Genomic DNA, 19,800 nt, shown 5'->3' with positions numbered 1-19,800 from the left:
ATCTGCCACTATGTGCTGAATCCTCGGCCGTCACCTCGGCGAAGGTCGATCCAGCCTGCCACCTCACACTGTCCGGCGGCATTGTTGCCTGCCGCCAGGACGGTGCCGTCGGCGCGGAGTCCGAGGGTATGGGTGGAACCTGCGGCGATGGCGACGATGTCAGTCCATTCGGCAACATCGCACTGGCCGAACGAGTTGTCGCCGACTGCGAGAACCCTGCCCTTCGCTGTCGCGGCGACAGAATGAAAGCTCCCCGCCGACACCGCGACGAGGTCGTGCCAGCGGCCGACCTCGCAGGCTCCCGACGGTCGGCGCCCGACGGCGACGGCCGATCCATCGGCTCTGAGGCCGACAGTGTGCAGGCTGCCGGCGGAGACCGCGGTGACGTCCTGCCAGCCGGCGACGTCGCACTGCCCGAATCGGCTGCTGCCGGTGGCGAGAACCGAGCCATCTGAGCGGAGCGCCACGGAATGCCAGTCACCGACGGCGACGGCGACGACATCTCGCCAGGTGTCCACTTCGCACTGCCCCTCGGCGTTGCGGCCGGTGGCGAGGACTCTTCCGTCCGCGCCCACTCCGAGGCTCGCGCGCCAGCCCGCGGCGACAGCGACGATGTCTCGCCACGAGGCGACGTCGCATTGACGGTCACCGTTCCACCCCGTTGCCGTGACGGTTCCATCGGAATGCAGGCCCAAGGAGTGCGAGCGCCCCGTGTTGCGGGCCGTATGCACATTTCCGGCTGCCACGGCGATCACGTCCCTCCATCCGCTGACGTCGCATTCGCCGGCGGCTCCGTTGCCGGTCGCGACGACGGTGCCGTCCGCGCGCACACCGAGGGAGTGCCGCCGCCCTGCCGCGAGAGCGCTCATCGACAACCGTCACCTCTCCGCATCGCGGGCGGGCAGTGGCATGTGGGCGAGCCGCGCCGGATCGAGGATGGAGACGATCTGCGCCATCCGGCCGTCGACGACGGTGCAGGACATGACTGCGACCGGTCGTCCGCTCGGGACCCAGACCAGGATGCCGGGCTCGCCGTTGACGTTGACCCGCCGGGCCTCGATCCGAGCCGTGCTCTTGCTGCGCAGCGCCGAGAGCACCTCGTTGGCTCCGATCGTCACCGTGTGTCCGTGCGGAGTGAAGCGATGCCAGCGCAGGTCGGGATCGAGCAGGGAGAGCAGGCGGTCGAAATCGCCATCCCTGGCCGCGTGCAGGAACGCATCGACGACTTCACGCCGCTGCTTCCGTTCTCCCTTGGGCAGGGGGCTCTGCTGAACTTTCCGACGGGCTCGGCTGGCGAGCATCTTCGCCGCATCCGTCGAGCAGCCGACGATCGATCCGATCTCTGCGAAGGGCACCGCGAACATGTCGTGGAGCACGAAGGCAAGACGTTCCTCTGGGCGCAGAGTCTCCAGCACGATGATCAGCGCCAGCCCTAGAGAGTCCGCGGCGACTGCAGCATCCTCCGGGACTTCGGCGTCCTCGGTCACGATGAGTCCGTCCGCCCAGTCGTCGAGCGTGGACTCGGGGCGCGTTGCCCGGCTTCTCAGCACATCGATGCAGATCCTCCCGACGACGCGGGTCAGCCACCCGCCGAGGTTGTCGATTGGATCGTCGGCATGTCTCCGCAGTCGGAACCACGCCTCCTGCACGGCGTCCTCGGCATCGGCCATCGACCCGAGTGTCCGCGCAGCCATGGTCAGCAGGTGCGGGCGCTGCCTTTCGAAGGCGGTCGCCAGTTCTTCTTCGTCCATGTCGGTTACCTTTCCGCTCGGCGGTGCGTCATAGGTGTGACGAGCCCGAAGGGGCAGACGTAACCAAGAGAGGAGTTCAGTCATGAACATCGTACTGTGGGTCGTCGCCGGCGCGCTGGCTGCGGCATTCTTCGCAGGAGGACTCGCACAGCTGCTGATGAGCAAGGAGAGGTACCGGGCTATCGGGGCCACCCAGCACTGGGTCGACGATTTCGGCCGTGGCCACATCAAAGCCATCGGCACCATCAAGGTCATCGGGGCCATCGGTCTCATCGTGCCGCCGCTGATCGGGACCCTGCCGGTGCTGTCACCGATCGCAGCGTGTGGACTCATGCTGTTCATGGCCGGTGCTGCCACTACGAGGTTCCGTCGCAACGAATGGGGAATGATGGCAGGCGACATCGCCTATCTCCTGGCCTTCGCATTCCTCGCGTGGGGACGGTTCTCCCTCGCGCCGTTCGCCGGGTGACGACGGCTCTGTCAGTCGAGCCGCCCGGTCAGTCGCTGAGCCCGGGCGGCGGGTGACTCAGGTTCGACTCCGTCGACGTGGTGATCGGCAAAGAGGTCGACGATCTCGCAGTCCAGAGCGATCGCCAGCTCGGGCAGACGTTTGATGTTGATTCCCATTCGTCCCCGCTCGAGCTGCGAGTAGGTGCTCACGGAGAGGCCGGACCGGAATGCCACCTGCTCCTGCGGGAGGCCGGTCCGGTGGCGCAGCCTCTGCAGCCGCTGAGCAAAGGTTCGGAGGAATTCGTCATTGCCGGTCACCCCTCCAATCTGCTGACTGCTGAGCGGATTCACCAGAGCGAGAGCAACTGGGAAAATACTCACTGCTGCGCGAGCGCAACGGGAATCGCGGGTCGCGTCCGTCCTCTTCGGGCCGACGACGGTGACCGAAAATTCTCCTATGGCCGGATCTCCTATGGGGAGTGACCGACCATTCTCCTATGGGCGGATCGCGCGCTCTTCGCTGGAATGACCGGGGTCGAGGTGCGCGAGGTCGACTGCCCGCAGGGGCACGAACTCGCCCTCACCCTCGGCGGAGACGGCGCGAGTGGTGACGCAGACGTGATCGCCGCCGTCGTCGAGCACTGCGAGCCGCTCGAGCACCATTCGGTTCGGGCACTGTCTGAGCAGCGGCAGACCGGTGTCGTCGATGTCGAGGTCGAGACCCGCGAATTTGTCCGTGTCCTTGCCGGAGCGACCGCCGAACAGTTCGGCGATCTCCATGTCCTCTGAAGTGAGGAAGTGCACGGCGAAGTGGCGTGCGCGAAGCCCGAGGACATACGTGTGGTTGGCCTTCGACAGCCAGAGGCTGTAGTGCTGCGGTCCGATGCTCGACTGGGAGTGGAAGCCGACCACACAGCCTCCTCGTTCGTCGTCGACCGCGGTCGTGACCACGATGAGCGGCGAGTTCACCGCCGCCATCAGAGTGTTGAAAGCGCTTTCAGTCACCACGCTCACCTGCCTTCTTCTCGTAGCGGAGGAAAAGTGTGCTGTCCTCGACCCCGGTCCCCAGCAGCTCGAAGTCGGCGATGCCGGCGCCTGCAGGATTGACGCACACCGGGAGTGGATCGCCTCCGATCACGGGGGAGATGGACAGGCACAGTTCGTCGAGACGGTCGGCCGCGACGATCTCACCCAGCCAGGTGGGACCGCCCTCGCACAGCACGACGCCGTGCCCGCGCGCGGCCAACGCCGCGAACGCCTCGGCGGGGTCCACTTGATCGTCGCCGGCGATGATGACGTCGGCCACCTCGGCGGCTTGGGCGCGACGATCCGGATCGGATGCCGCGCACGTGATCAGTTGGGTGCGGGCGTGGGTCGGGGCGTCTGTGAAGACGCGAGCCGTCCAGTCGAGGTCGAGGGACCGGCTGACGATCGCGACAGGAGGCGTCTGCGGCCGACCGCAGGCGGTTCTCGCCGCGCGGGCCTCCTCATCAAGCCTGATCACACCGTATCCCTCGCGGCGCACGGTCTCGGCTCCCACCATGACGATGTCAGCGATCCGGCGCATCCTGCGGAACAGTGACTGATCGGGGCCGGTCGACAGGGGTCCGACCTTGCCGTGGACCGCCGCGGTGCCGTCGATTCCGGCCACCATGTGTCCGACCACCCAGCACTCGTGCTCGATCCGCGTTCGGTCAACTCTCAGATAGGGCTCGAGGGGATCGGGAAGTTCACTTGTCTTCGACAGGATGTGCATGTGCCACCTCACCTCGGTCGGCGCCTGCGGGTACCAGTTCATCGTAATCCACTGCTGCGGAGTGAGGGCGACGACTCGGTGCCTCGCTGTCACCACCTGCTCAAAGCTATGTCCGTGGCGTCTGGAACAGTGTCTGCATGGACAAGAAGCTCATCGAATCTGAAGCCATGGCGATCATGGATGAGGCCGCAGCCAGGATCATGGCTCCCTATGAGGGAGAGTGCCTGCTGTGCTACGTCTACCGGCAGCTGACCGAGTTCGGATGTGATGGCGGACATCGGTTCGCCCGGAGTTTTCGGGACAGCACGGCTCCTCGGGCGACGGCACTGCTGAGGAATCTGGCGAGAGCCGGGGCCTGCTGCTGCGACTGCGAGATCTTCCTCAACGCCTACCGCCTGGGTCCGCGCCCGCTCGTTCTCCATTTCAAACGGTCGTCCGCACCAGCGGAGGCCGACGACGAGGAGGACGGTGAGCCGTTCCTCTGGTGCCAGGGAGTGCGTCGCGGTTCGACCCAGGGATGTGGGAACTGGGTGAGAATGTGGAGATGATCGTCTGAGGAGAGGACGAGGAGAATGGTCAGCAGGAAGGACGACCTGCGGTATGGCGCGCCGGCGTTCGCCTGTCAGGCGGCTGTGAGGGTGCTGCCGCTGATGCATCGAGGCAGTTGACCATGGCGGAAACCAATCCATTATTCTCAGAACCACCATCTCAATGAGGAGACGTTCATGACCCGTGCTGTGCAGATCACCTTCGACTGCCATGACCCCATTCGATTGGCTCGCTTCTGGGCCGAAGTGCTCGACTACATCATTCCCGGGCCACCCGGGGTGACGCTGGAAGCGGGGGTCGATCCCTTTGAGGCCTGGTCCGAGTTCCTCTCCGGCCTGGGCATCGACCTCGACCCCGCTGACGTGCGCGCGGCGATCGAGGACCCCAAGGGGCGGGGGCCTCGCGTGTTCTTCCAGATCGTGCCGGAGGACAAGACGGTGAAGAACCGGGTCCATCTCGATGTGCGTGCCGCTCCCGGGCTGGAAGGTGACGAGCGGATGGATGCGCTCGAATCCGAATGCGCCCGGCTGCTCGAGATCGGCGCGCAACGGCTACAGCGCGTCGAGCCGTCCCCTCCTCTGGAGACGGGCTTCATCGTCATGTGTGATCCGGAAGGCAACGAATTCTGCCTGGACTGAATCCGCACCCGATGAGAATCCTCTTAGACGCCTGTTGTGATCAGACAGGTGTCGTTACCGTGGAGGCATGAGAATGAACAGAGTGGCAGCAACGACAGCAACCGGTGCAATGGTTCTCGCCGCGACTCTCGCGGGATGCGGCGACTCCGGATCGCAGGAGGCCGAAGCCCCTGCGTCGACCAGCGGCGCGACTCCTGCGGAGACCGGCGCGGAGACTAGCCCGGAGTCGACGGCAGCATCCTCCGCGGCGGCGGGTGCGGGTCTCGGCCCGGATGCGGACCTGAGCAAGCAGTCCCCGTCGGTGGCTCCGAAGGATGCGATCTCCACCGCTCAGGACGAGGTGGGGAAGGGAACTGTGACCTCGATCGAGCTCGATTTCAACGAGCGCGCCAAGGTCTGGCAGTACGAGATCAAGATCCAGGACGGTAAGACGGAGAACGACGTCGAGATCGATGCCGAGTCCGGCGAAGTCATGAACACCGAGAAGGACGACACCGACGACAAGGCGGTGGCCGTCAGCCTCGACAAGCCGATGACCTACGACGAAGCTCTCAAACTCGCCCAGGAGAAGGGTTCTGGCCGACTCGAAGGCTGGAAGCTCGAAAACGATGACAAGCGCACGGAGTACCAATTCGACTTCGACGATCAGGGACGGGAGATCGAGGTCGCCGTCGACGTCGAATCGAAGAAGGCCACCGTCGACGACTGACGAACAGCACCCGACGATGCAGCACCCGGCGAGGCAGGACCCGAATGACGATCATGATCGGTCGGTCTGCTGTTCAGGCAGGTTCGCTCGTCGGTCTGCTGCTCAGGCGGATGCGCTCGCCAGATCGCCCAGGTACCGCGCGATCTCGCGCGGACCGGATCGGGGAGCGACCGCCTCGACGTCGGGGCTGTAGTTCGTGTTCGTGTTGACGTCGTAGGTGAAGACCGAGCCGTCCGCGGTTTCGATGAACTCGACGCCGGCGATTCCGATCCCGTGAGCCGTGAGGAACCGGGAGAGCTGGGGGATGATCGGCAGGCTCTTCGCATCGTCGCGCAGGCTGAAAAGCGGTGTCGATCCGGGCACCGCACAGGCATCGGCCGGGCAGAGTTCGAAATTGCCCGCCGAGGTGTCGACGCGAACGGCGTAGACGAACTCGCCGTCGACGAACTCGGCGCGGGTGATGAAGCCGCCTGCCGACTCCACGAATTCCTGCAGCAGAGTGATCCCGTCGACCGGAAGTTCGGATTCGGGCGACCCGACGAACTCCGCGAACGAGGCGTGATCGTCGAATCGACGCACTCCCAGTCCCTTTCCTCCCTGATTGTGCTTGCAGACGAAGGGGGCAGAGAACTCCTCGGACCGGCGGATGAGATCGGCGGTGCCGAACACGGCCACCGTCCGGGGGACCGCGATTCCGCACCGGCGCAGAGCGGAGTACTGCGCGACCTTCGACATCTCGAGCTCGATGACCGACCGACCGTTGACCACCGTTCGTCCGTGGGACTCCAACCAGGCGAGGACAGCGCGACCGTAGTCCTTGACGTGGTCGGGTCCTCGCGTATGGGCAGAGGCCGAGAGTCGGGACCAGAAGACGCCATCCGGCGGCAGCTCTGCCAGGTCGAAGGACCCGCTGGTGAGCAGCCATTCCCGCAGCGGGACCCCCTCGGTCTCGAAGGCCGCCCGGAACGGCGGGAGCCAGTCGGGATTGTCGTGGATGACATGTACTGTGCTCATGGTCCCAGCGTACGCTTGAGCACCATGACCACTCATCAGACGAACGCCGCCTGGGGTCGGCTCGAAGTCATCGCCGGCCCGATGTTCTCCGGGAAGTCGGAGGAACTGATGCGCCGGGTCCGCCGGGCCACGATCGCCGGCGTCGAGGTGGCAGTGATCAGTCATGCGCTCGACACCCGCGCCGACCTCTCCACGGTCACCTCGCACATCGGTGTGAACATCCCGGCGATCGCCGTCTCCGATGTTGCAGCCCTCGCCGAGGTGGTGGAGGCCGGCGACTACGATCTCGTCGCGATCGACGAAGCGCAGTTCTTCGGCCCGGAGCTGGTCCCCTTGGTGACCGGCCTGGTCGCCACCGGCGTCACCGTCATCGTCGAAGGACTGTGCGTGACCTTCGACGGCGATCCGTTCGAACCGATGCCCACGTTCATGGCGCTGGCCGAAGACGTCCTCAAACTCACCGCCGTGTGCACGATCTGCGGTCGCGACGCGGTCTTCCACCAACGGATCGTGGCCGGCGCTGAGACTGGACGGGACGGGGATGGGCCGGTGGGCGCGACCGAGATCGACCCCAGCCACGTCGGGGGACTCGAATCCTACGTCGCCCGCTGCAGGGAGCACTTCGCGCCGATCTCATGAGTGATCCCTCCGCGTCGAAGTGCTGACAGGCAGCGGAACGGGCACGCCTCAAGGTGTCGAGACCGAAGGCGATCGCCTCAGCCGGATTCGCCGATGCTCTTCCACAGGTCGGCCCAGATTGCGGCGAGGGAGTCGACGGTGAAGTGGGCATTGAGACCGCTGGGCTGCGGGACCACGTGCAGAGCCACATCGTCGGGCCAGCCGGGAATCGTGGTCGTGTCCTGCTGTCCGATCTGGGCCTTGGGCTGGGAGAAGCCGATCCTGAATGCCGTGATCCCGGCGATGGCCACGCACTTCGGCCGCAGCGCCTGCGCTCGCCGGACCAACCGGGCGGCGCCGTCGCGCAGCTCCTGCTTGCTCAGCTCATCGGCCCGTGCCGTGGCGCGGCCCACGATGTTGGTGATTCCGATCCCGCGCGCCAGCAGCTCCGCCTCGTCGCGCGGATCCAGCCCGCGAGAGGCATCGACCTCGTGATCGGTCAGCCCCGCTCGGTGCAGCGAGGGCCAGAAGCGGTTGCCCGGCCGGGCGAAGGGCGCATTGACCGCCGCGGTCCACAGACCGGGATTGATCCCGACGATGAGGAGTCTGAGCCGGACCGACGGATCCGACTCGTGGGGGAGCACGTCATCGATCGACTCCGGATCGGCGTTGGCGAACTGCGCCAGGTCCGCCTTCGTCGGCTTCCGCCCACCGAGGGGAGACGGCCTGCGACTGCTTCTGAAATCATCAACACTCACCCCATCACACTACCGCCGAGGCGGACGGCGACGACACCGTGTTGACCATGCCGGGCACGACCGAGAGACTGAACTGATCGACGCCGAGACAGTGGAAGGACGATGAATGCGCGAGTCCGCTCCCTTCCATTTCACCACCACATGGCGATCCGACGCCGATGCCGCCACTGTCTGGGCGACCCTCATCGATGTCGACAGATGGCCGCAGTGGTGGCCGGAAATCAGCTCGGCACAGCTGCTCGACGCACGCACCTCCTCGGCTCCCGCAGTGGTCGGGCCCGGCAGTCGGGCCCGACTCGAGATCAGAAGTGCCCTCGGGTTCACCCTGCGCTTCGGCATCGAAGTGCAGGTGGAGGACCCTCCCCACGCGATGATGTTCACGGCTTCCGGTGACCTCAACGGGGTCGGGCACTGGAGCCTCGTCGAGGACGGGCCGGTGACGACGGTCTCCATCCTGTGGTGTGTGACGACGACCCGGTCACTGATCAGACTGCTGCGACCTCTGGCTCCGAGCACTCACGCCCTGGCGATGAGGTCGGGGAATTCCGGTCTCAACAAGTGGCTGAGTCAGCGCGCGTGGTGACCGGCTGCCGCCCATGCATCGATTCCACCGGCCAGCGATCGCAGTGAGGTGCCTGCCGGCGCACTCCCCGACAGCACATCGAGCGCCCGTGCGGACCGGACACCTGACTTGCAGTGGACGACGACCTGCACCGTCCTCTCTTCGTCAGCGGCCGCCTCGGCGGCTTCGGTTCCGACTGTCTCGGTTCCGACGGCCACGGCGACGGCGGACCACCCGTGGGCGAGCACCGCGTCAAGGGGGACGTGCACCGAGCCGGGGATCGAGGAGAGCTGCCTCTCCCAGTCCGCGCGGACATCGACGAGGACCGGCCGCGGGTTCGCGGCGAGGAACTCCTCGACGCTGATCTCGGTAGTCCCTGCGGTCCCGGCTCCTGCAGTCTCAGCCCCACCGGTCCCAGCCGAACCGCCGCTCGCGCTCCTCGCGGCGCAGGCAAGAGTCACCTCGGCGAGGTCCGTGACCGGGGCGCGGTCGGGGTCGGGGGAGAACCGCAGCGTGGAGTAGTCGGCCTCGAGAGCGTCATAGCGCAGCAGTCGGCCGATGAGCGGTGTTCCGATCCCGCAGATGAGCTTGATCGCCTCGGTCGCCATGGCCGAACCGACGGTGCCGCAGAGGACTCCGAGGACACCGCCCTCGGCGCAGTTGGGCACGGAATCCGCGTCGGGGATGTCGGGGAACAGATCGCGCAGCATCGGCCCGTGACCGGGGAAGAAGGTGCTCACCTGCCCGGAGAACCGGAAGATCGTGCCCCAGACGAGGGGTGTGCCGGTCAGTTCCGCGGCGTCGTTGGACAGGTACCGCGTCGCGAAGTTGTCGGCCCCGTCGAGGACGACGTCATGGTTGGCGAAGAGGTCGAGGGCGTTCTCCGGACTCAGCCGGTCCCTGATCGTCCGCACGCGCAGATGAGGGTCGAGTCGCAGGAGCGCGTCGCGGGCCGAGTCGACCTTGGGCCTGCCTGTGTCGGCGTCGCGGTGGATGACCTGGCGCTGGAGGTTCGAGGCTTCGACCGTGTCGTCGTCGATGATCGTGATCGACCCCAGTCCTGCCGCCGCCAGGTACTGGAGCACCGGTGCGCCGAGGCCACCGGCACCGATGACCAGCGCCGAGGCGGCCCGCAGTCTCCGCTGCCCGTCGGGGCCGACGTCCGGCAGGCTCAGGTGCCGGGACCAGCGCTCGATCTCACGGCGGCTGAGCTTCTCGACAGGGTCGACGAGGGGGCCGGGATTGACGCCGCCGCTCATTGGCCGACCTCGTGAGCACGCGGGACTTCGCGGGCGCGCGCGACATCAGGGGCGGGGTCGGACTCGCGGGCGTAGTCGCCGGCGGGGACCGGTTCGAGCATCCCGTCGAAGGTCGAGGAGGCGAGCGCGAGGGGCCGTTTCGGAATCCTTCCGGCGTGCCGGGCCAGGTGTCCGGCCTCGACGGCCAGGGCCATTGAGCGGGCCATCGCCTCGGCGTCGTGGGCACGGGTGACGGCGCTGGCCAGGAGTACAGCGGTGCAGCCGAGCTCCATCGCCAGAGCTGCGTCGGAAGCGGTGCCGACTCCGGCGTCGAGGATGATGGGGACCTGCGCGCGGGAGACGATGGTTGCGATGTTGTGGGGATTGAGGATGCCCAGGCCGCTGCCGATGGGGGCGCCGGCCGGCATGACCGCGGCGACCCCGGCGTCCTCGAGGCGTTTGGCCAGCGCCGGGTCGTCGTTCGTGTAGGCGAAGACGGTGAACCCGTCGAGGACGAGCTCCTCGGCGGCACGGAAGAGCTCGATCGGATCGGGCAGCAGGGTGTCCTCATCGGCGATGACCTCGAGCTTGACCCAGTTCGTGTCGAGGGCCTCCCGGGCGAGGTGGGCGGTGAGGATCGCATCGCGGGCGGTGTAGCAGCCGGCGGTGTTCGGCAATATCCGGATGCCCAACCGGTCGAGGAGAGCGAAGACGGAGTCCCGGGCCTCGGCGTCGTAGCGGCGGATCGCGACCGTTGTCAGCTCCGTCGCCGAGGCGCGCAGGGAGTCCTCGAGGATGCTCAGTGAGCTCGCGCCCCCGGTGCCCATGATCAGTCGCGAGTCGAGGGTCGCCTCGTCGATGGTCCAGCTCATCTCAGCCTCCCTGCACTGCGGTGACGACGTCGACGGTGTGCCCGTCGGCGAAGACGGATTCGGACCATTGCCCACGGCGGACGACGGTGCCGTCGATCGCCACCGCAAGACCGAGGCGGGAGCCGTCCGTGGGGCTGCCGTCGGGACCGAGCTCCTTGCCCGTGAGATCGGCCACGAGGTCGAGGGCGGTGGTGGCGGGCGCGAGTTCGCGGCGCTCGCCGTTGAGGGTGATGGTGATCGGTGCGGTCACAGTTGACTCCCTGTCAGGTCGGGTTGCGGGGTGGAGGAGGATGAAGCGAAGCGATGCGGGGAGACGGCGTCGTGAGCTCCTGCGGGCGCCCAGGAGGAGGACCGGTCGAACACGAGGTCGGCGGTCAGCCGGGCGCCGAGGGGCGCGAGCAGGATGCCGTGGCGGAAGTAGCCGGTGGAGACGACGCAGCCGTCGTCGATGCGGCCGATGAGGGGCAGGTCGTCGGGGGAGCCGGGACGGGCCCGGGTGGTGATGTCGGTGATCTCGCACTCGAGGATGCCCGGGAGCAGTCGTTCGGCGTCGCGCAGCAGCTGGTGGACGCCTCCGGCGAGGGTGCCTGATCGTCCGTCCTCCCGTGACGTGGCGCCGAGGACCAGCTCGCCGTCGGGACGCGGCACCACGTAGACGGGTCGGCCCATGACGAGTCCGCGGACGGTGCGGGTGAGCAGCGGTGTCAGCGACGCGGGTGCGCGCAGTCGGATCACGTCACCCCAGACCTCTCGCAGCGGCAGATCGGGGACGCCGCTGATCCCGGTGCAGTCTGCGCCGGCAGCAATGACGACCTGATCGGCGGCCACGGCGCTTCCGTCGTCGAGTTCGACTCCGACGGTGGCGCCGCCGGTACGCCGCAGGGCTCGGACCGAGGCAGTGACCAGATGAGGCGCGAGCACGGTCGTCAACGCCCGGACGATCCGCCGCGGATCAATGGCGTGGTCGCCGGGGAGGCGCACGGCCCCGCAGATGCCGGGAGCCAAAGCGGGCTCGAGGTCCCTGGCCGTCGATCCGGTCAGCAGAGTGACGTCGAAGCCGGCCGAGGCCTGGACCGAGACGAGTTCGCGCAGGGAGGCGAGATCCGCCCGATCACCGGCGCAGACGAGGGTTTCGGCTCTCGAATGACCGAGGTCGGCACCCGAGGCGGCGGTGAGTTCGGCCGCGAACCCGGCATAGAGCTCGGCCGAAGCGCGCATCAGCGGGTACAGGGGAATCTGCCCCCACACCACCTCGGCGGCGGGGGCGAGCATCCCGGCGGCGGCATGAGTCGCGCCGAGGCCCGGAGCGGGATCGATGACCGTCACCGCAGCACCGTGGGTGCGCAGGGTCCAGGCGGTGCTCAGGCCGATGATCCCGGCTCCGACGACAACGACGTGCATACGATCTCCCTCCGGCGGCATGATCCGCATCAGGTCTGACGGTCGGCTCCTACGCCCTCTCAGCCCTGTTCTCCAAGGCTCCCGCGAACTCCTCTACTCTAGGAGCATGGTCACCGATTTGGAAACACACACCGCAGTGCGAGATGCCTCCGGAGCAGGGGGCGGCGGCACCGGGCCCGCCGGAAGCGGCCGCAGAGCCGCACGCCTGGCGAAGCTCGAGGCAGCGCGGCTCTACGTCTGCACCGACGCCAGGCGCAGGCAGGGGGACTTGGCTGAATTCGTCGACGCCGCCTATGCCGGCGGGGTCGACGTCATCCAGCTGCGTGACAAGGGACTCGAAGCGCGCGCGGAGATCGCGGCCCTCGAAGTCGTCCGCGACGCCGCCCGTCGACACGGGAAGCTGTTCTCGGTCAACGACCGCGCTGATGTTGCGCTCCTCCTCGGCGCCGATGTCTTCCACGTCGGGCAGGGTGACCTGACGAGCGCGCAGGCCAGGGCCGTGCTCGGGTCCGATGTCATCCTCGGACGCTCGACCCACTCGGTCGAGCAGGCGAGGGACGCCGAGGCGGATCCCGAGATCGACTACTGGTGCCTGGGTCCCGTGTGGGAGACGCCGACGAAGCCCGGCCGCGCGGCGATCGGCCTCGACCCTCTGCGGGAGATGTCGGGTGCGGCGCTCAAACCATGGTTCGCGATCGGTGGAATCGGTGCCGGCCCCCGCCTCGCCGAGGTAGTCGCCGCGGGAGCCAGTCGCGCAGTCGTGGTGCGCGCGGTGACCGAGGCCGAGGACCCGGCCGCTGCCGCCGCCCGGTTCAGGTCCGAGCTGGAGACCGGGGCCCGCGCACTGGAGACCGGGGGAGAGGAGTCGCGATGAGAATCCTCATCGCCGGAGCCGGCGCCACGGGCGGTGCCTTCGGGACCAGGCTGTGCGAAGCCGACCGGGACGTGACCTTCCTCGTCCGGGAGGCGAGGGCAGAGCGGATCCGGGCCGCTGGTCTCCGGTTCGTCGCCCCCGGGGAGGACCGGACGAACCAGGTTCCGGTGCTCACCGCCGCCGAGCTCGCAGGCCTCAAGGACGACGACCGCGTCTTCGACCTCATCATCGTCGCGGTCAAGGCCCCCGCTCTCGAGTCGGTCATCGACGACGTCCGACCCGCGATCGGGCCCTCGACGCTGATCCTGCCGTTCCTCAACGGCATGGCCCACATCGACCGGCTCGAGTCCGAGTTCCCCGGACAGGTGCTCGGCGGTCTGGTCAAGATCGTCGGGACGATCCGCGATGGCGCCGTTGTGCAGATGACGGACCTGGCGGTGATGACGGTCGGTGACCTCGGCGGGGGAGAGCTTCCCGCGGACGTGGCCACGACGCTCGAGGTGCCCGGCTTCCGGCTGCAGGTCATCGACTCGGTCCGCGACGCCCTGTGGGCGAAGTGGGTCTTCATCGCCGCCGCCGGAGTGGTCAACTGTCTGTTCCGGGCACCGGTCGGCGCGATCATGGCCGCAGGGGGAGAATCCCAGGTCCTCGCCATCGTCGACGAGCTCGAATCCGTCGCCGCTGCCGCCGGGCACCCTGTCGATGGCAGGGGACATGCGACGACAGTGTCGATGCTCACCGAGGAGGGATCGTCCTTCACCTCCTCGCTCTACCGCGACGTCACGGCCGGCGCGCCGAGCGAGGTCGAACATATCCTCGGTCACCTGGCGACGACGGCCGCCGGACTCGGCGTCGCCACCCCGCTGCTCGACCTGACCCTCGTCCAGCTGCGGGCGGGTGAGATCGAACGCAGCTCCTGACCGCTCGATGCTTGAGGATTGGAGTGAGATCGTGCCCGAACAGCCCGAGCTCGACGCCCTGGTGGACTTTCTGCGAGGCGCCCTTGTCGGTGAGACGATCGCCGAGGTCCACCTCGGCGAGATCAGCGCGCTGAAGTCGGCGCAGCTTCCCCTCGACTCCCTGCTCGGAGCACGGGTGGGATCGGTGACGAGGATCGGCAAGTTCCTCGACCTCGAGATCGGCGATGCGCATCTCATCGTCCATTTCGCGCTCATGGGGTGGCTGCGGTGGTACGCCGAGGTCACACGCGGCCCCGTGCGCATGGGCAAGGGTCCGCTCGCGCTGCGGGTCGCCCTGAAGTCCGGGGCGGGCTTCGACCTCACGGAGCAGGGGACGAAGAAGAGCCTGGCCATCCATCTCGTCCCCTCCCGCGACCAGGTGCCGCGGATCGCTGAGCTGGGCACTGATGTGACCGAACTGAGCGAGGCGGAGTTCACGACGATCCTGGCCGGCACCTCCGCCAGGATCAAGACCGTGCTGCGCGACCAGTCGCTCATCACCGGGATCGGCAACCGCTGGTCGGATGAGATCCTCCACGCCGCGAAGCTCTCCCCGTTCGCGACAGCGTCGACGATCGCCGATCCGCACGCCCTGTTCGAGGCGCTGCGGATGGTGCTCGACCGGGCAAGGACAGGGTTGAGCGGCCTGCCGCCGGGGCGGATCAAAGCTGCGGAGAAGAAGCTGTCCACCGTCCACGGGAACGCGGGCGCCTCCTGTCCCGTGTGCGGAGCGACCATCGCCGAGGTGGTGTTCGCCGACCGCTCGTTCCAGTACTGCCCTGGGTGCCAGACCGGCGGGAAGCGATTGAGTGACCGGCGGATGGACCGCCTCCTCAAGTAGGGGCGCCGCCGTCGCTAGACTTGCCGCAGGGAACCGCGCCGACGCGAAGGAGAGCGAATCGATGAAGAGACGACTGCCCGACTGGTCGGAACTGGCCCCATTGATGAAGTTCGGTCCTCCTCGCCTCGATCGGGTCGCGGCCCGTCTCGAATCCGCGGCCGACGTCTGGGACTTGCGGCGGATCGCCAAACGAGTCACCCCGGCGGCCCCCTTCGACTACGTCGACGGGGGAGCGCTCGCCGAACACACCCTGCGCAACAACAGGGAGGCGTTCGCCGATGTCGAACTCCTGCCGCGCATCCTGCACGGCGTCGACTCCGTCGACACCTCCACCGACATCGCCGGCGGGCGGGCCCTCCTGCCCTTCGGCATCGCTCCGACCGGATACACGCGGCTCATGCACGCCGAAGGGGAGATCGGAGGTGTGGGCGCAGCGACCCAGGCAGGAATCCCCTTCACCCTGTCGACGATGGGCACCCGCTCGCTGGAAGAGGTCGCGCAGGCCTCACCGAACTCGAACCGCTGGTTCCAGCTCTACCTGTGGAAGAACCGCGACCGCAGCCTCGACCTCCTCCGCCGCGCCGAGGCCAGCGGATACGAGACTCTGCTCGTCACCGTCGACACTCCGATCACCGGTCTGCGCCTGCGCGATGCCCGCAACGGTTTGGCCATTCCTCCCAAGCTGACTCTGGGCACCATCCTCGACGCCTCCTACCGGCCCGGCTGGTGGTTCAACTTCCTCACCACCGACCCGCCGAAGTACGCGAGCCTGTCGAACACCTCGACGACCTTGGCGGAGCTGACGCAGTCGATGTTCGACCCGACCCTCGACTTCGACGACCTCAGGTGGATCCGCGAGCAGTGGTCGGGGAAGCTGTTCGTCAAAGGCGTCCTCACCGCCGAAGATGCCAGGCATTCGGTCTCGGTCGGTGCCGACGGACTCGTCGTGTCCAATCACGGCGGACGACAGCTCGACCGGGCACCCACCTCGTTGGCGGCTCTGTCCGAAGTGCGGGCGGCGGTCGGGCAGGACATGGAGATCATCCTCGACTCGGGGATCATGTCCGGCTCCGACGTCGTCACCGCGCTGTGTGCGGGCGCTGACTTCGTCCTCGTCGGCCGCGCCTATCTCTACGGCCTCATGGCCGGAGGGCAGCGCGGAGTCGAGCGCGTCATCGAACTCCTGTCGGCGGAGATCCGCACCGCCATGGGGCTGATGGGCGCGGCGACGATCGCCGACCTCGGGCCCCATCTCGTGCGCGGGCTCCCGGTCCCGCCTCCATCCGGGATTCCGTCCGCACCTCACCCGGCTGTGCGGCCGGTGAACGGGCCCCGCCCGTGACACTCCTCACTGCCTGATTCCCGGCCGGGGCCTCGGTCGTCGGCGTGTGGTAGGAATATCCAGGATATTCACACGCCACACGGGCGCACGCCGCCGGAACCGAGACTCAGAGGATCGACAATGAACGACACAGCCACCTCGGTGACGGGCGAGCGCGAACTCAGACGGGGACTGCGGGCGCGCCACCTCCAGATGATCGCGATCGGTGGGGCGATCGGCACCGGGCTGTTCCTCGGTTCCGGCGGCACGATCTCTCAGGCCGGGCCGGGCGGGGCCCTGCTCGCCTATGCCGCCATCGGGATCATGGTCCTCTTCGTCATGCAGTCGCTCGGCGAGCTGTCCACCCATCTGCCGGTCGCCGGCTCATTCCACACCTACGGTTCGAAGTACGTCAGCCCGTCCTTCGGATTCGCGATGGGCTGGAACTACTGGTTCAACTGGGCGATCACCCTCGCCGCGGAACTCGTCGCCGCCGGGGTCATCATGTCCTTCTGGCTGCCCGACGTCCCGTCGTGGGTGTGGGCTGCGCTCTTCCTCGCCCTGCTCACCGGGCTCAACTTCCTCTCCGCGCGGGCCTTCGGCGAAGGTGAGTTCTGGTTCGCGCTCATCAAGGTCCTCGCCGTGCTCGCGTTCCTCGTCCTCGGCGTCCTCATGATCTCCGGGATCATCGGCGGCAGCTCACCGGGGCTGAGCAACTGGACGAACGGCGAGGCTCCCTTCGTCGGCGGGTGGACCTCGATCATCAGCGTGTTCATGATCGCCGGCTTCTCCTTTCAGGGCACCGAACTCGTCGGGGTCACCGCAGGGGAGTCGAACCACCCGCGCCGGGATATGCCCAAGGCCATCCGCACCGTGTTCTGGCGCATCATGCTCTTCTACATCGGCGCCATCGCCGTCGTCGGCTTCCTCCTGCCCTACACGGACCCGTCGCTGCTCACCTCCGCCGACAACGGCGACATCACCGCCTCCCCATTCACCCTCGTGTTCGAGCGCGCGGGGATCGCGGTGGCGGCGAGCGTGATGAACGCCGTCATCCTCACCGCGATCCTCTCCGCCGGGAACTCGGGCCTCTACGCGTCGACGCGCATGCTCTACGCGATGGCCAAGGAGGGCACGGCGCCGAGGCTGTTCGGCCGTCTCAACGAACGCGGAGTTCCGGTCATGGCGCTGCTGGCCACGGCCGTCATCGGCCTCTTCGGCTTCCTCTCCGAGGTGATGGGCGACGGTGGCGCCTACACCTGGCTGATCAACGTCTCAGGTCTGTCCGGCTTCATCGTCTGGGTGGGCATCGCGCTGTGCCACTTCCGCTTCCGGCGCGCCTACCTCGCTCAAGGCGGGAACGTGGCGGACCTGCCCTATCGGGCGCCCCTGTTCCCCATCGGGCCGATCATCGCCCTGGTCATGCTCGTCATCGTCATCGTCGGCCAGAACCTCCAGGCCATCGCGGGCGGTCAGGTCCTCGAAGTGGCCTCGGCATACATCGGCCTGCCCGCGTTCCTGCTGCTGTGGCTGATCCACCGGCTCGTCACCGGTCGACGCTCGGCCGTGGTCGGGCTCGAGGAGATGGACGTCGCCGGCCTCGACGTGCGGCCGCGCGACTGAGGGCGCTCACGCCTCGGCGTGGACCCGGCGCCAGGCCTCGAGGCCGATGTCGATGATCCTGGCATGGCGCACCTGAGCCAATGCGGAGAGCGGGAGCCATTCGGCGCGGTCCGTGGTGCCGTCGATCTCGAGGGTGCCGAGCTCGCCGCCGACGATCCTCGCCTCGTACACGACCCGAACCCCTTTGAAGGGCCGCGCCGTCACCTCTCCGTAGGCGGCATGACGGCGGGTCTCGGTGAAGGTGTGGGTCGTCAGTGGGCGAATGAGCTCGGCGTCGAACCCCGTCTCCTCCCTGACCTCGCGCACGGTGGCCTCTTCGATGCCCTCGTTGAACTCCACGCCTCCGCCGGGCAGGGTCCAGACCGCATGTGAGGCATCGTGGCCCCCGTTGAACCAGCTGAGCAGGATTTCCTGGGCCTCATTGACGATCACCGCATAACCGGCGAGCCGCGTGTCGTATTCGGAGAAGTGCATGACTTCACCCTACCCGCGAGTACTGCCGCGGACCCGAGGCCGCCGCGCCCGCGAGTACTGCCGCGGACCCGACGCACACGCGTGCGTGAGCGCCGGCACGCACCCCTGTTCGCCTCGGCGTGAGAGCGGTACTGTGGAAGTGGTCCGACGGCGATCACAATCTGTGTCAAGGAGGATGGAATGCGAGCAGCGCGCTACTACGATCGAGGCGACATTCGGATCGAGGAGATCGACGCACCAGAGGTGAGACCGGGAACCGTGGCCATCGACGTGGCCTGGTGCGGAATCTGCGGAACCGACCTCCACGAGTACCTCGAGGGACCGATATTCATCCCGCCCGCAGGTCACCCGCATCCCATCTCCGGAGAATCGGCACCTGTGACGCTCGGCCACGAGTTCTCCGGAACAGTCGCCGCCCTCGGCGAGGGCGTGGACGACCTGAACGTCGGAGAGAGCGTCGTCGTCGAACCCTACATCATCGCCGAGGGCGTCGACACCAGCAACGACCAGTCCTACCAGCTCTCGGAGAACATGAACTTCATCGGCCTCGGCGGCGGCGGAGGCGGACTGTCGGAGAGGATCGTCGTCCCCCGCCGCTGGGTGCACCCGGTCGGTGACATCCCTCTCGACCAGGCGGCACTGATCGAACCTCTGTCCGTGGGCCACCACGCCTTCGTCCGGTCGGGTGCCGGCAAGGGGGACGTGGCGATCGTCGGCGGCGCCGGCCCGATCGGTCTGCTCACCTCGGCGGTGCTCAAGGCCGAAGGCCTCACCGTTTACATCTCCGAGCTCTCCGAGGCGCGCAAGGAGATGGCGCGGAGCACTGGGGTCGCCGACGAGGTGCTCGACCCGCGTGAGGGTGACGTCGCCGATCGCGTTCGGGAGCTCACCGGGGGCAGAGGCGCCGATGTCGGCTTCGAGTGCTCATCGGTGCCGGTCGTCCTCGACATGCTCTTCGACGCTGTTCGCCCCGGGGCGACGATCGTCAATGTCTCCATCTGGGGGCACAAGCCGGAGGTGGACATGCCCAAACTCGTCCTCAAGGAGATCGATCTGCGCGGCACCATCGGCTACGCGGGCGACCATCCGGCGACGATCAAGCTGGTGCAGAGCGGCAAGCTCGACCTGGCGCCCTTCATCACCGGTCGCATCTCGCTCGACGGCCTGGTTTCCGAGGGCTTCGATCAACTCATCAACAACAACGAACACCACGTGAAGATCATCGTCGACCCCCACGCGTGAGCGCGGAAGCACGCCGGATCCCCCCCGTTACATTCATTGTCAAGCAGCAGCCGGGGTCTTCGCCTCGTAGAAGACCCCGTGCTTGACCATCGCGAACATGACATTGAGCCGACGCCTGGCCAGACACATCACAGCAGCATTATGACGCTT

The 19,800-nt window shown here is 67.4% G+C and carries 24 protein-coding genes and 1 riboswitch; of the genes, 12 read left to right on the top strand and 12 right to left on the bottom strand.

Annotated elements, in window-relative coordinates; all coding sequences use genetic code 11:
- Positions 1-8: 8 nt before the first annotated feature.
- A complete protein-coding gene (locus RIT73_RS15350) occupies positions 9-869 on the bottom strand; it encodes a chromosome condensation regulator (RefSeq protein WP_309132968.1) in 861 nt (286 codons plus the stop codon).
- Between the two features lie 9 nt (positions 870-878).
- Positions 879-1,751 (bottom strand): sigma-70 family RNA polymerase sigma factor, encoded by an 873-nt coding sequence (locus RIT73_RS15345; RefSeq protein ID WP_309132967.1) that lies wholly within the window; start codon positions 1,749-1,751, stop codon positions 879-881.
- 82 nt (positions 1,752-1,833) lie between these two features.
- Between RIT73_RS15345 and RIT73_RS15340 the strand changes: the two genes are divergently transcribed.
- Positions 1,834-2,220: a DoxX family protein gene (locus RIT73_RS15340; RefSeq protein WP_309132966.1), complete on the top strand. Its 387-nt coding sequence runs from the start codon at positions 1,834-1,836 to the stop codon at positions 2,218-2,220.
- Positions 2,221-2,231: 11 nt separating this feature from the next.
- Here the strand turns inward: RIT73_RS15340 and RIT73_RS15335 are convergent, their stop codons facing one another.
- The 3 genes from RIT73_RS15335 to RIT73_RS15325 all read right to left on the bottom strand — a co-directional run bounded on the left by RIT73_RS15335 (position 2,232) and on the right by RIT73_RS15325 (position 4,050).
- Positions 2,232-2,519: a helix-turn-helix transcriptional regulator gene (locus tag RIT73_RS15335; RefSeq protein ID WP_309132965.1), complete on the bottom strand. Its 288-nt coding sequence runs from the start codon at positions 2,517-2,519 to the stop codon at positions 2,232-2,234.
- A 177-nt stretch (positions 2,520-2,696) separates the two neighbouring features.
- A complete protein-coding gene (locus tag RIT73_RS15330; RefSeq protein WP_309132964.1) occupies positions 2,697-3,206 on the bottom strand; it encodes a flavin reductase in 510 nt (169 codons plus the stop codon).
- Positions 3,199-4,050 (bottom strand): dihydrofolate reductase family protein, encoded by an 852-nt coding sequence (locus RIT73_RS15325; RefSeq protein ID WP_309132963.1) that lies wholly within the window; start codon positions 4,048-4,050, stop codon positions 3,199-3,201. Before RIT73_RS15325 ends, RIT73_RS15330 begins: the two co-directional genes overlap by 8 nt.
- 44 nt (positions 4,051-4,094) lie before the next feature.
- On the opposite strand from RIT73_RS15325, the gene RIT73_RS15320 reads away from it, so the two are divergent.
- The 3 genes from RIT73_RS15320 to RIT73_RS15310 all read left to right on the top strand — a co-directional run bounded on the left by RIT73_RS15320 (position 4,095) and on the right by RIT73_RS15310 (position 5,853).
- The gene (locus RIT73_RS15320) at positions 4,095-4,505 is read left to right on the top strand and encodes a DUF2695 domain-containing protein (RefSeq protein ID WP_309132962.1); all 411 of its coding nucleotides are present in this window, start codon (positions 4,095-4,097) and stop codon (positions 4,503-4,505) included.
- Between the two features lie 177 nt (positions 4,506-4,682).
- The gene (locus RIT73_RS15315; RefSeq protein WP_309132961.1) at positions 4,683-5,144 is read left to right on the top strand and encodes a VOC family protein; all 462 of its coding nucleotides are present in this window, start codon (positions 4,683-4,685) and stop codon (positions 5,142-5,144) included.
- Positions 5,145-5,211: 67 nt separating this feature from the next.
- Positions 5,212-5,853 carry a PepSY domain-containing protein gene (locus tag RIT73_RS15310; RefSeq protein WP_309132960.1) on the top strand — a complete coding sequence of 214 codons (642 nt, stop codon included), beginning with the start codon at positions 5,212-5,214 and terminating at the stop codon, positions 5,851-5,853.
- A gap of 102 nt (positions 5,854-5,955) precedes the next feature.
- Here RIT73_RS15310 and RIT73_RS15305 read toward each other — a convergent pair whose 3' ends face one another.
- Positions 5,956-6,867: an alpha-L-glutamate ligase gene (locus RIT73_RS15305; protein WP_309132959.1), complete on the bottom strand. Its 912-nt coding sequence runs from the start codon at positions 6,865-6,867 to the stop codon at positions 5,956-5,958.
- Between the two features lie 24 nt (positions 6,868-6,891).
- On the opposite strand from RIT73_RS15305, the gene RIT73_RS15300 reads away from it, so the two are divergent.
- Positions 6,892-7,506: a thymidine kinase gene (locus RIT73_RS15300; protein WP_309132958.1), complete on the top strand. Its 615-nt coding sequence runs from the start codon at positions 6,892-6,894 to the stop codon at positions 7,504-7,506.
- Between the two features lie 77 nt (positions 7,507-7,583).
- Here the strand turns inward: RIT73_RS15300 and RIT73_RS15295 are convergent, their stop codons facing one another.
- Positions 7,584-8,243 carry a mismatch-specific DNA-glycosylase gene (locus RIT73_RS15295; protein ID WP_309132957.1) on the bottom strand — a complete coding sequence of 220 codons (660 nt, stop codon included), beginning with the start codon at positions 8,241-8,243 and terminating at the stop codon, positions 7,584-7,586.
- 106 nt (positions 8,244-8,349) lie between these two features.
- On the opposite strand from RIT73_RS15295, the gene RIT73_RS15290 reads away from it, so the two are divergent.
- A complete protein-coding gene (locus tag RIT73_RS15290) occupies positions 8,350-8,826 on the top strand; it encodes an SRPBCC family protein (protein WP_309132956.1) in 477 nt (158 codons plus the stop codon).
- Here RIT73_RS15290 and moeB read toward each other — a convergent pair.
- The 4 genes from moeB to thiO form a co-directional block, all read right to left on the bottom strand.
- A complete protein-coding gene (gene moeB / locus RIT73_RS15285) occupies positions 8,811-10,064 on the bottom strand; it encodes a molybdopterin-synthase adenylyltransferase MoeB (protein WP_309132955.1) in 1,254 nt (417 codons plus the stop codon). The genes RIT73_RS15290 and moeB overlap by 16 nt on opposite strands.
- Positions 10,061-10,915: a thiazole synthase gene (locus RIT73_RS15280; RefSeq protein ID WP_309132954.1), complete on the bottom strand. Its 855-nt coding sequence runs from the start codon at positions 10,913-10,915 to the stop codon at positions 10,061-10,063. The genes moeB and RIT73_RS15280 overlap by 4 nt, the downstream gene beginning before the upstream one ends.
- Before the next feature lies 1 nt (position 10,916).
- Entirely contained in the window at positions 10,917-11,165 is a 249-nt protein-coding gene (gene thiS / locus RIT73_RS15275) for a sulfur carrier protein ThiS (RefSeq protein ID WP_309132953.1), read from the bottom strand.
- Positions 11,162-12,316, bottom strand: coding sequence for a glycine oxidase ThiO (gene thiO, locus RIT73_RS15270; protein WP_309132952.1), 1,155 nt, complete (start codon positions 12,314-12,316; stop codon positions 11,162-11,164). Before thiO ends, thiS begins: the two co-directional genes overlap by 4 nt.
- A riboswitch (TPP riboswitch) is annotated at positions 12,306-12,411 on the bottom strand. It overlaps the preceding gene by 11 nt.
- Before the next feature lie 11 nt (positions 12,412-12,422).
- On the opposite strand from thiO, the gene thiE reads away from it, so the two are divergent.
- The 5 genes from thiE (at position 12,423) to RIT73_RS15245 (ending at position 17,934) form a co-directional block, all read left to right on the top strand.
- Positions 12,423-13,190 carry a thiamine phosphate synthase gene (thiE, locus tag RIT73_RS15265; RefSeq protein WP_309132951.1) on the top strand — a complete coding sequence of 256 codons (768 nt, stop codon included), beginning with the start codon at positions 12,423-12,425 and terminating at the stop codon, positions 13,188-13,190.
- Positions 13,187-14,110 carry a 2-dehydropantoate 2-reductase gene (locus RIT73_RS15260; protein WP_309132950.1) on the top strand — a complete coding sequence of 308 codons (924 nt, stop codon included), beginning with the start codon at positions 13,187-13,189 and terminating at the stop codon, positions 14,108-14,110. Before thiE ends, RIT73_RS15260 begins: the two co-directional genes overlap by 4 nt.
- Before the next feature lie 31 nt (positions 14,111-14,141).
- A complete protein-coding gene (locus RIT73_RS15255) occupies positions 14,142-14,990 on the top strand; it encodes a DNA-formamidopyrimidine glycosylase family protein (protein WP_309132949.1) in 849 nt (282 codons plus the stop codon).
- A 61-nt stretch (positions 14,991-15,051) separates the two neighbouring features.
- Positions 15,052-16,332, top strand: a complete 1,281-nt coding sequence (locus RIT73_RS15250) for an alpha-hydroxy acid oxidase (protein WP_309132948.1) — start codon at positions 15,052-15,054, stop codon at positions 16,330-16,332.
- A 120-nt stretch (positions 16,333-16,452) separates the two neighbouring features.
- Positions 16,453-17,934: an amino acid permease gene (locus tag RIT73_RS15245; protein WP_309132947.1), complete on the top strand. Its 1,482-nt coding sequence runs from the start codon at positions 16,453-16,455 to the stop codon at positions 17,932-17,934.
- A 6-nt stretch (positions 17,935-17,940) separates the two neighbouring features.
- Here RIT73_RS15245 and RIT73_RS15240 read toward each other — a convergent pair whose 3' ends face one another.
- The gene (locus tag RIT73_RS15240; RefSeq protein ID WP_309132946.1) at positions 17,941-18,408 is read right to left on the bottom strand and encodes an NUDIX domain-containing protein; all 468 of its coding nucleotides are present in this window, start codon (positions 18,406-18,408) and stop codon (positions 17,941-17,943) included.
- A 180-nt stretch (positions 18,409-18,588) separates the two neighbouring features.
- On the opposite strand from RIT73_RS15240, the gene RIT73_RS15235 reads away from it, so the two are divergent.
- Positions 18,589-19,650 carry a 2,3-butanediol dehydrogenase gene (locus RIT73_RS15235; RefSeq protein ID WP_309132945.1) on the top strand — a complete coding sequence of 354 codons (1,062 nt, stop codon included), beginning with the start codon at positions 18,589-18,591 and terminating at the stop codon, positions 19,648-19,650.
- The last annotated feature ends 150 nt before the right edge of the window (positions 19,651-19,800 follow it).

The sequence above is a fragment of the Brevibacterium sp. genome (assembly GCF_031179145.1).
GTDB lineage: Bacteria > Actinomycetota > Actinomycetes > Actinomycetales > Brevibacteriaceae > Brevibacterium.
This window is presented reverse-complemented; position numbering and strand designations above follow the sequence as displayed.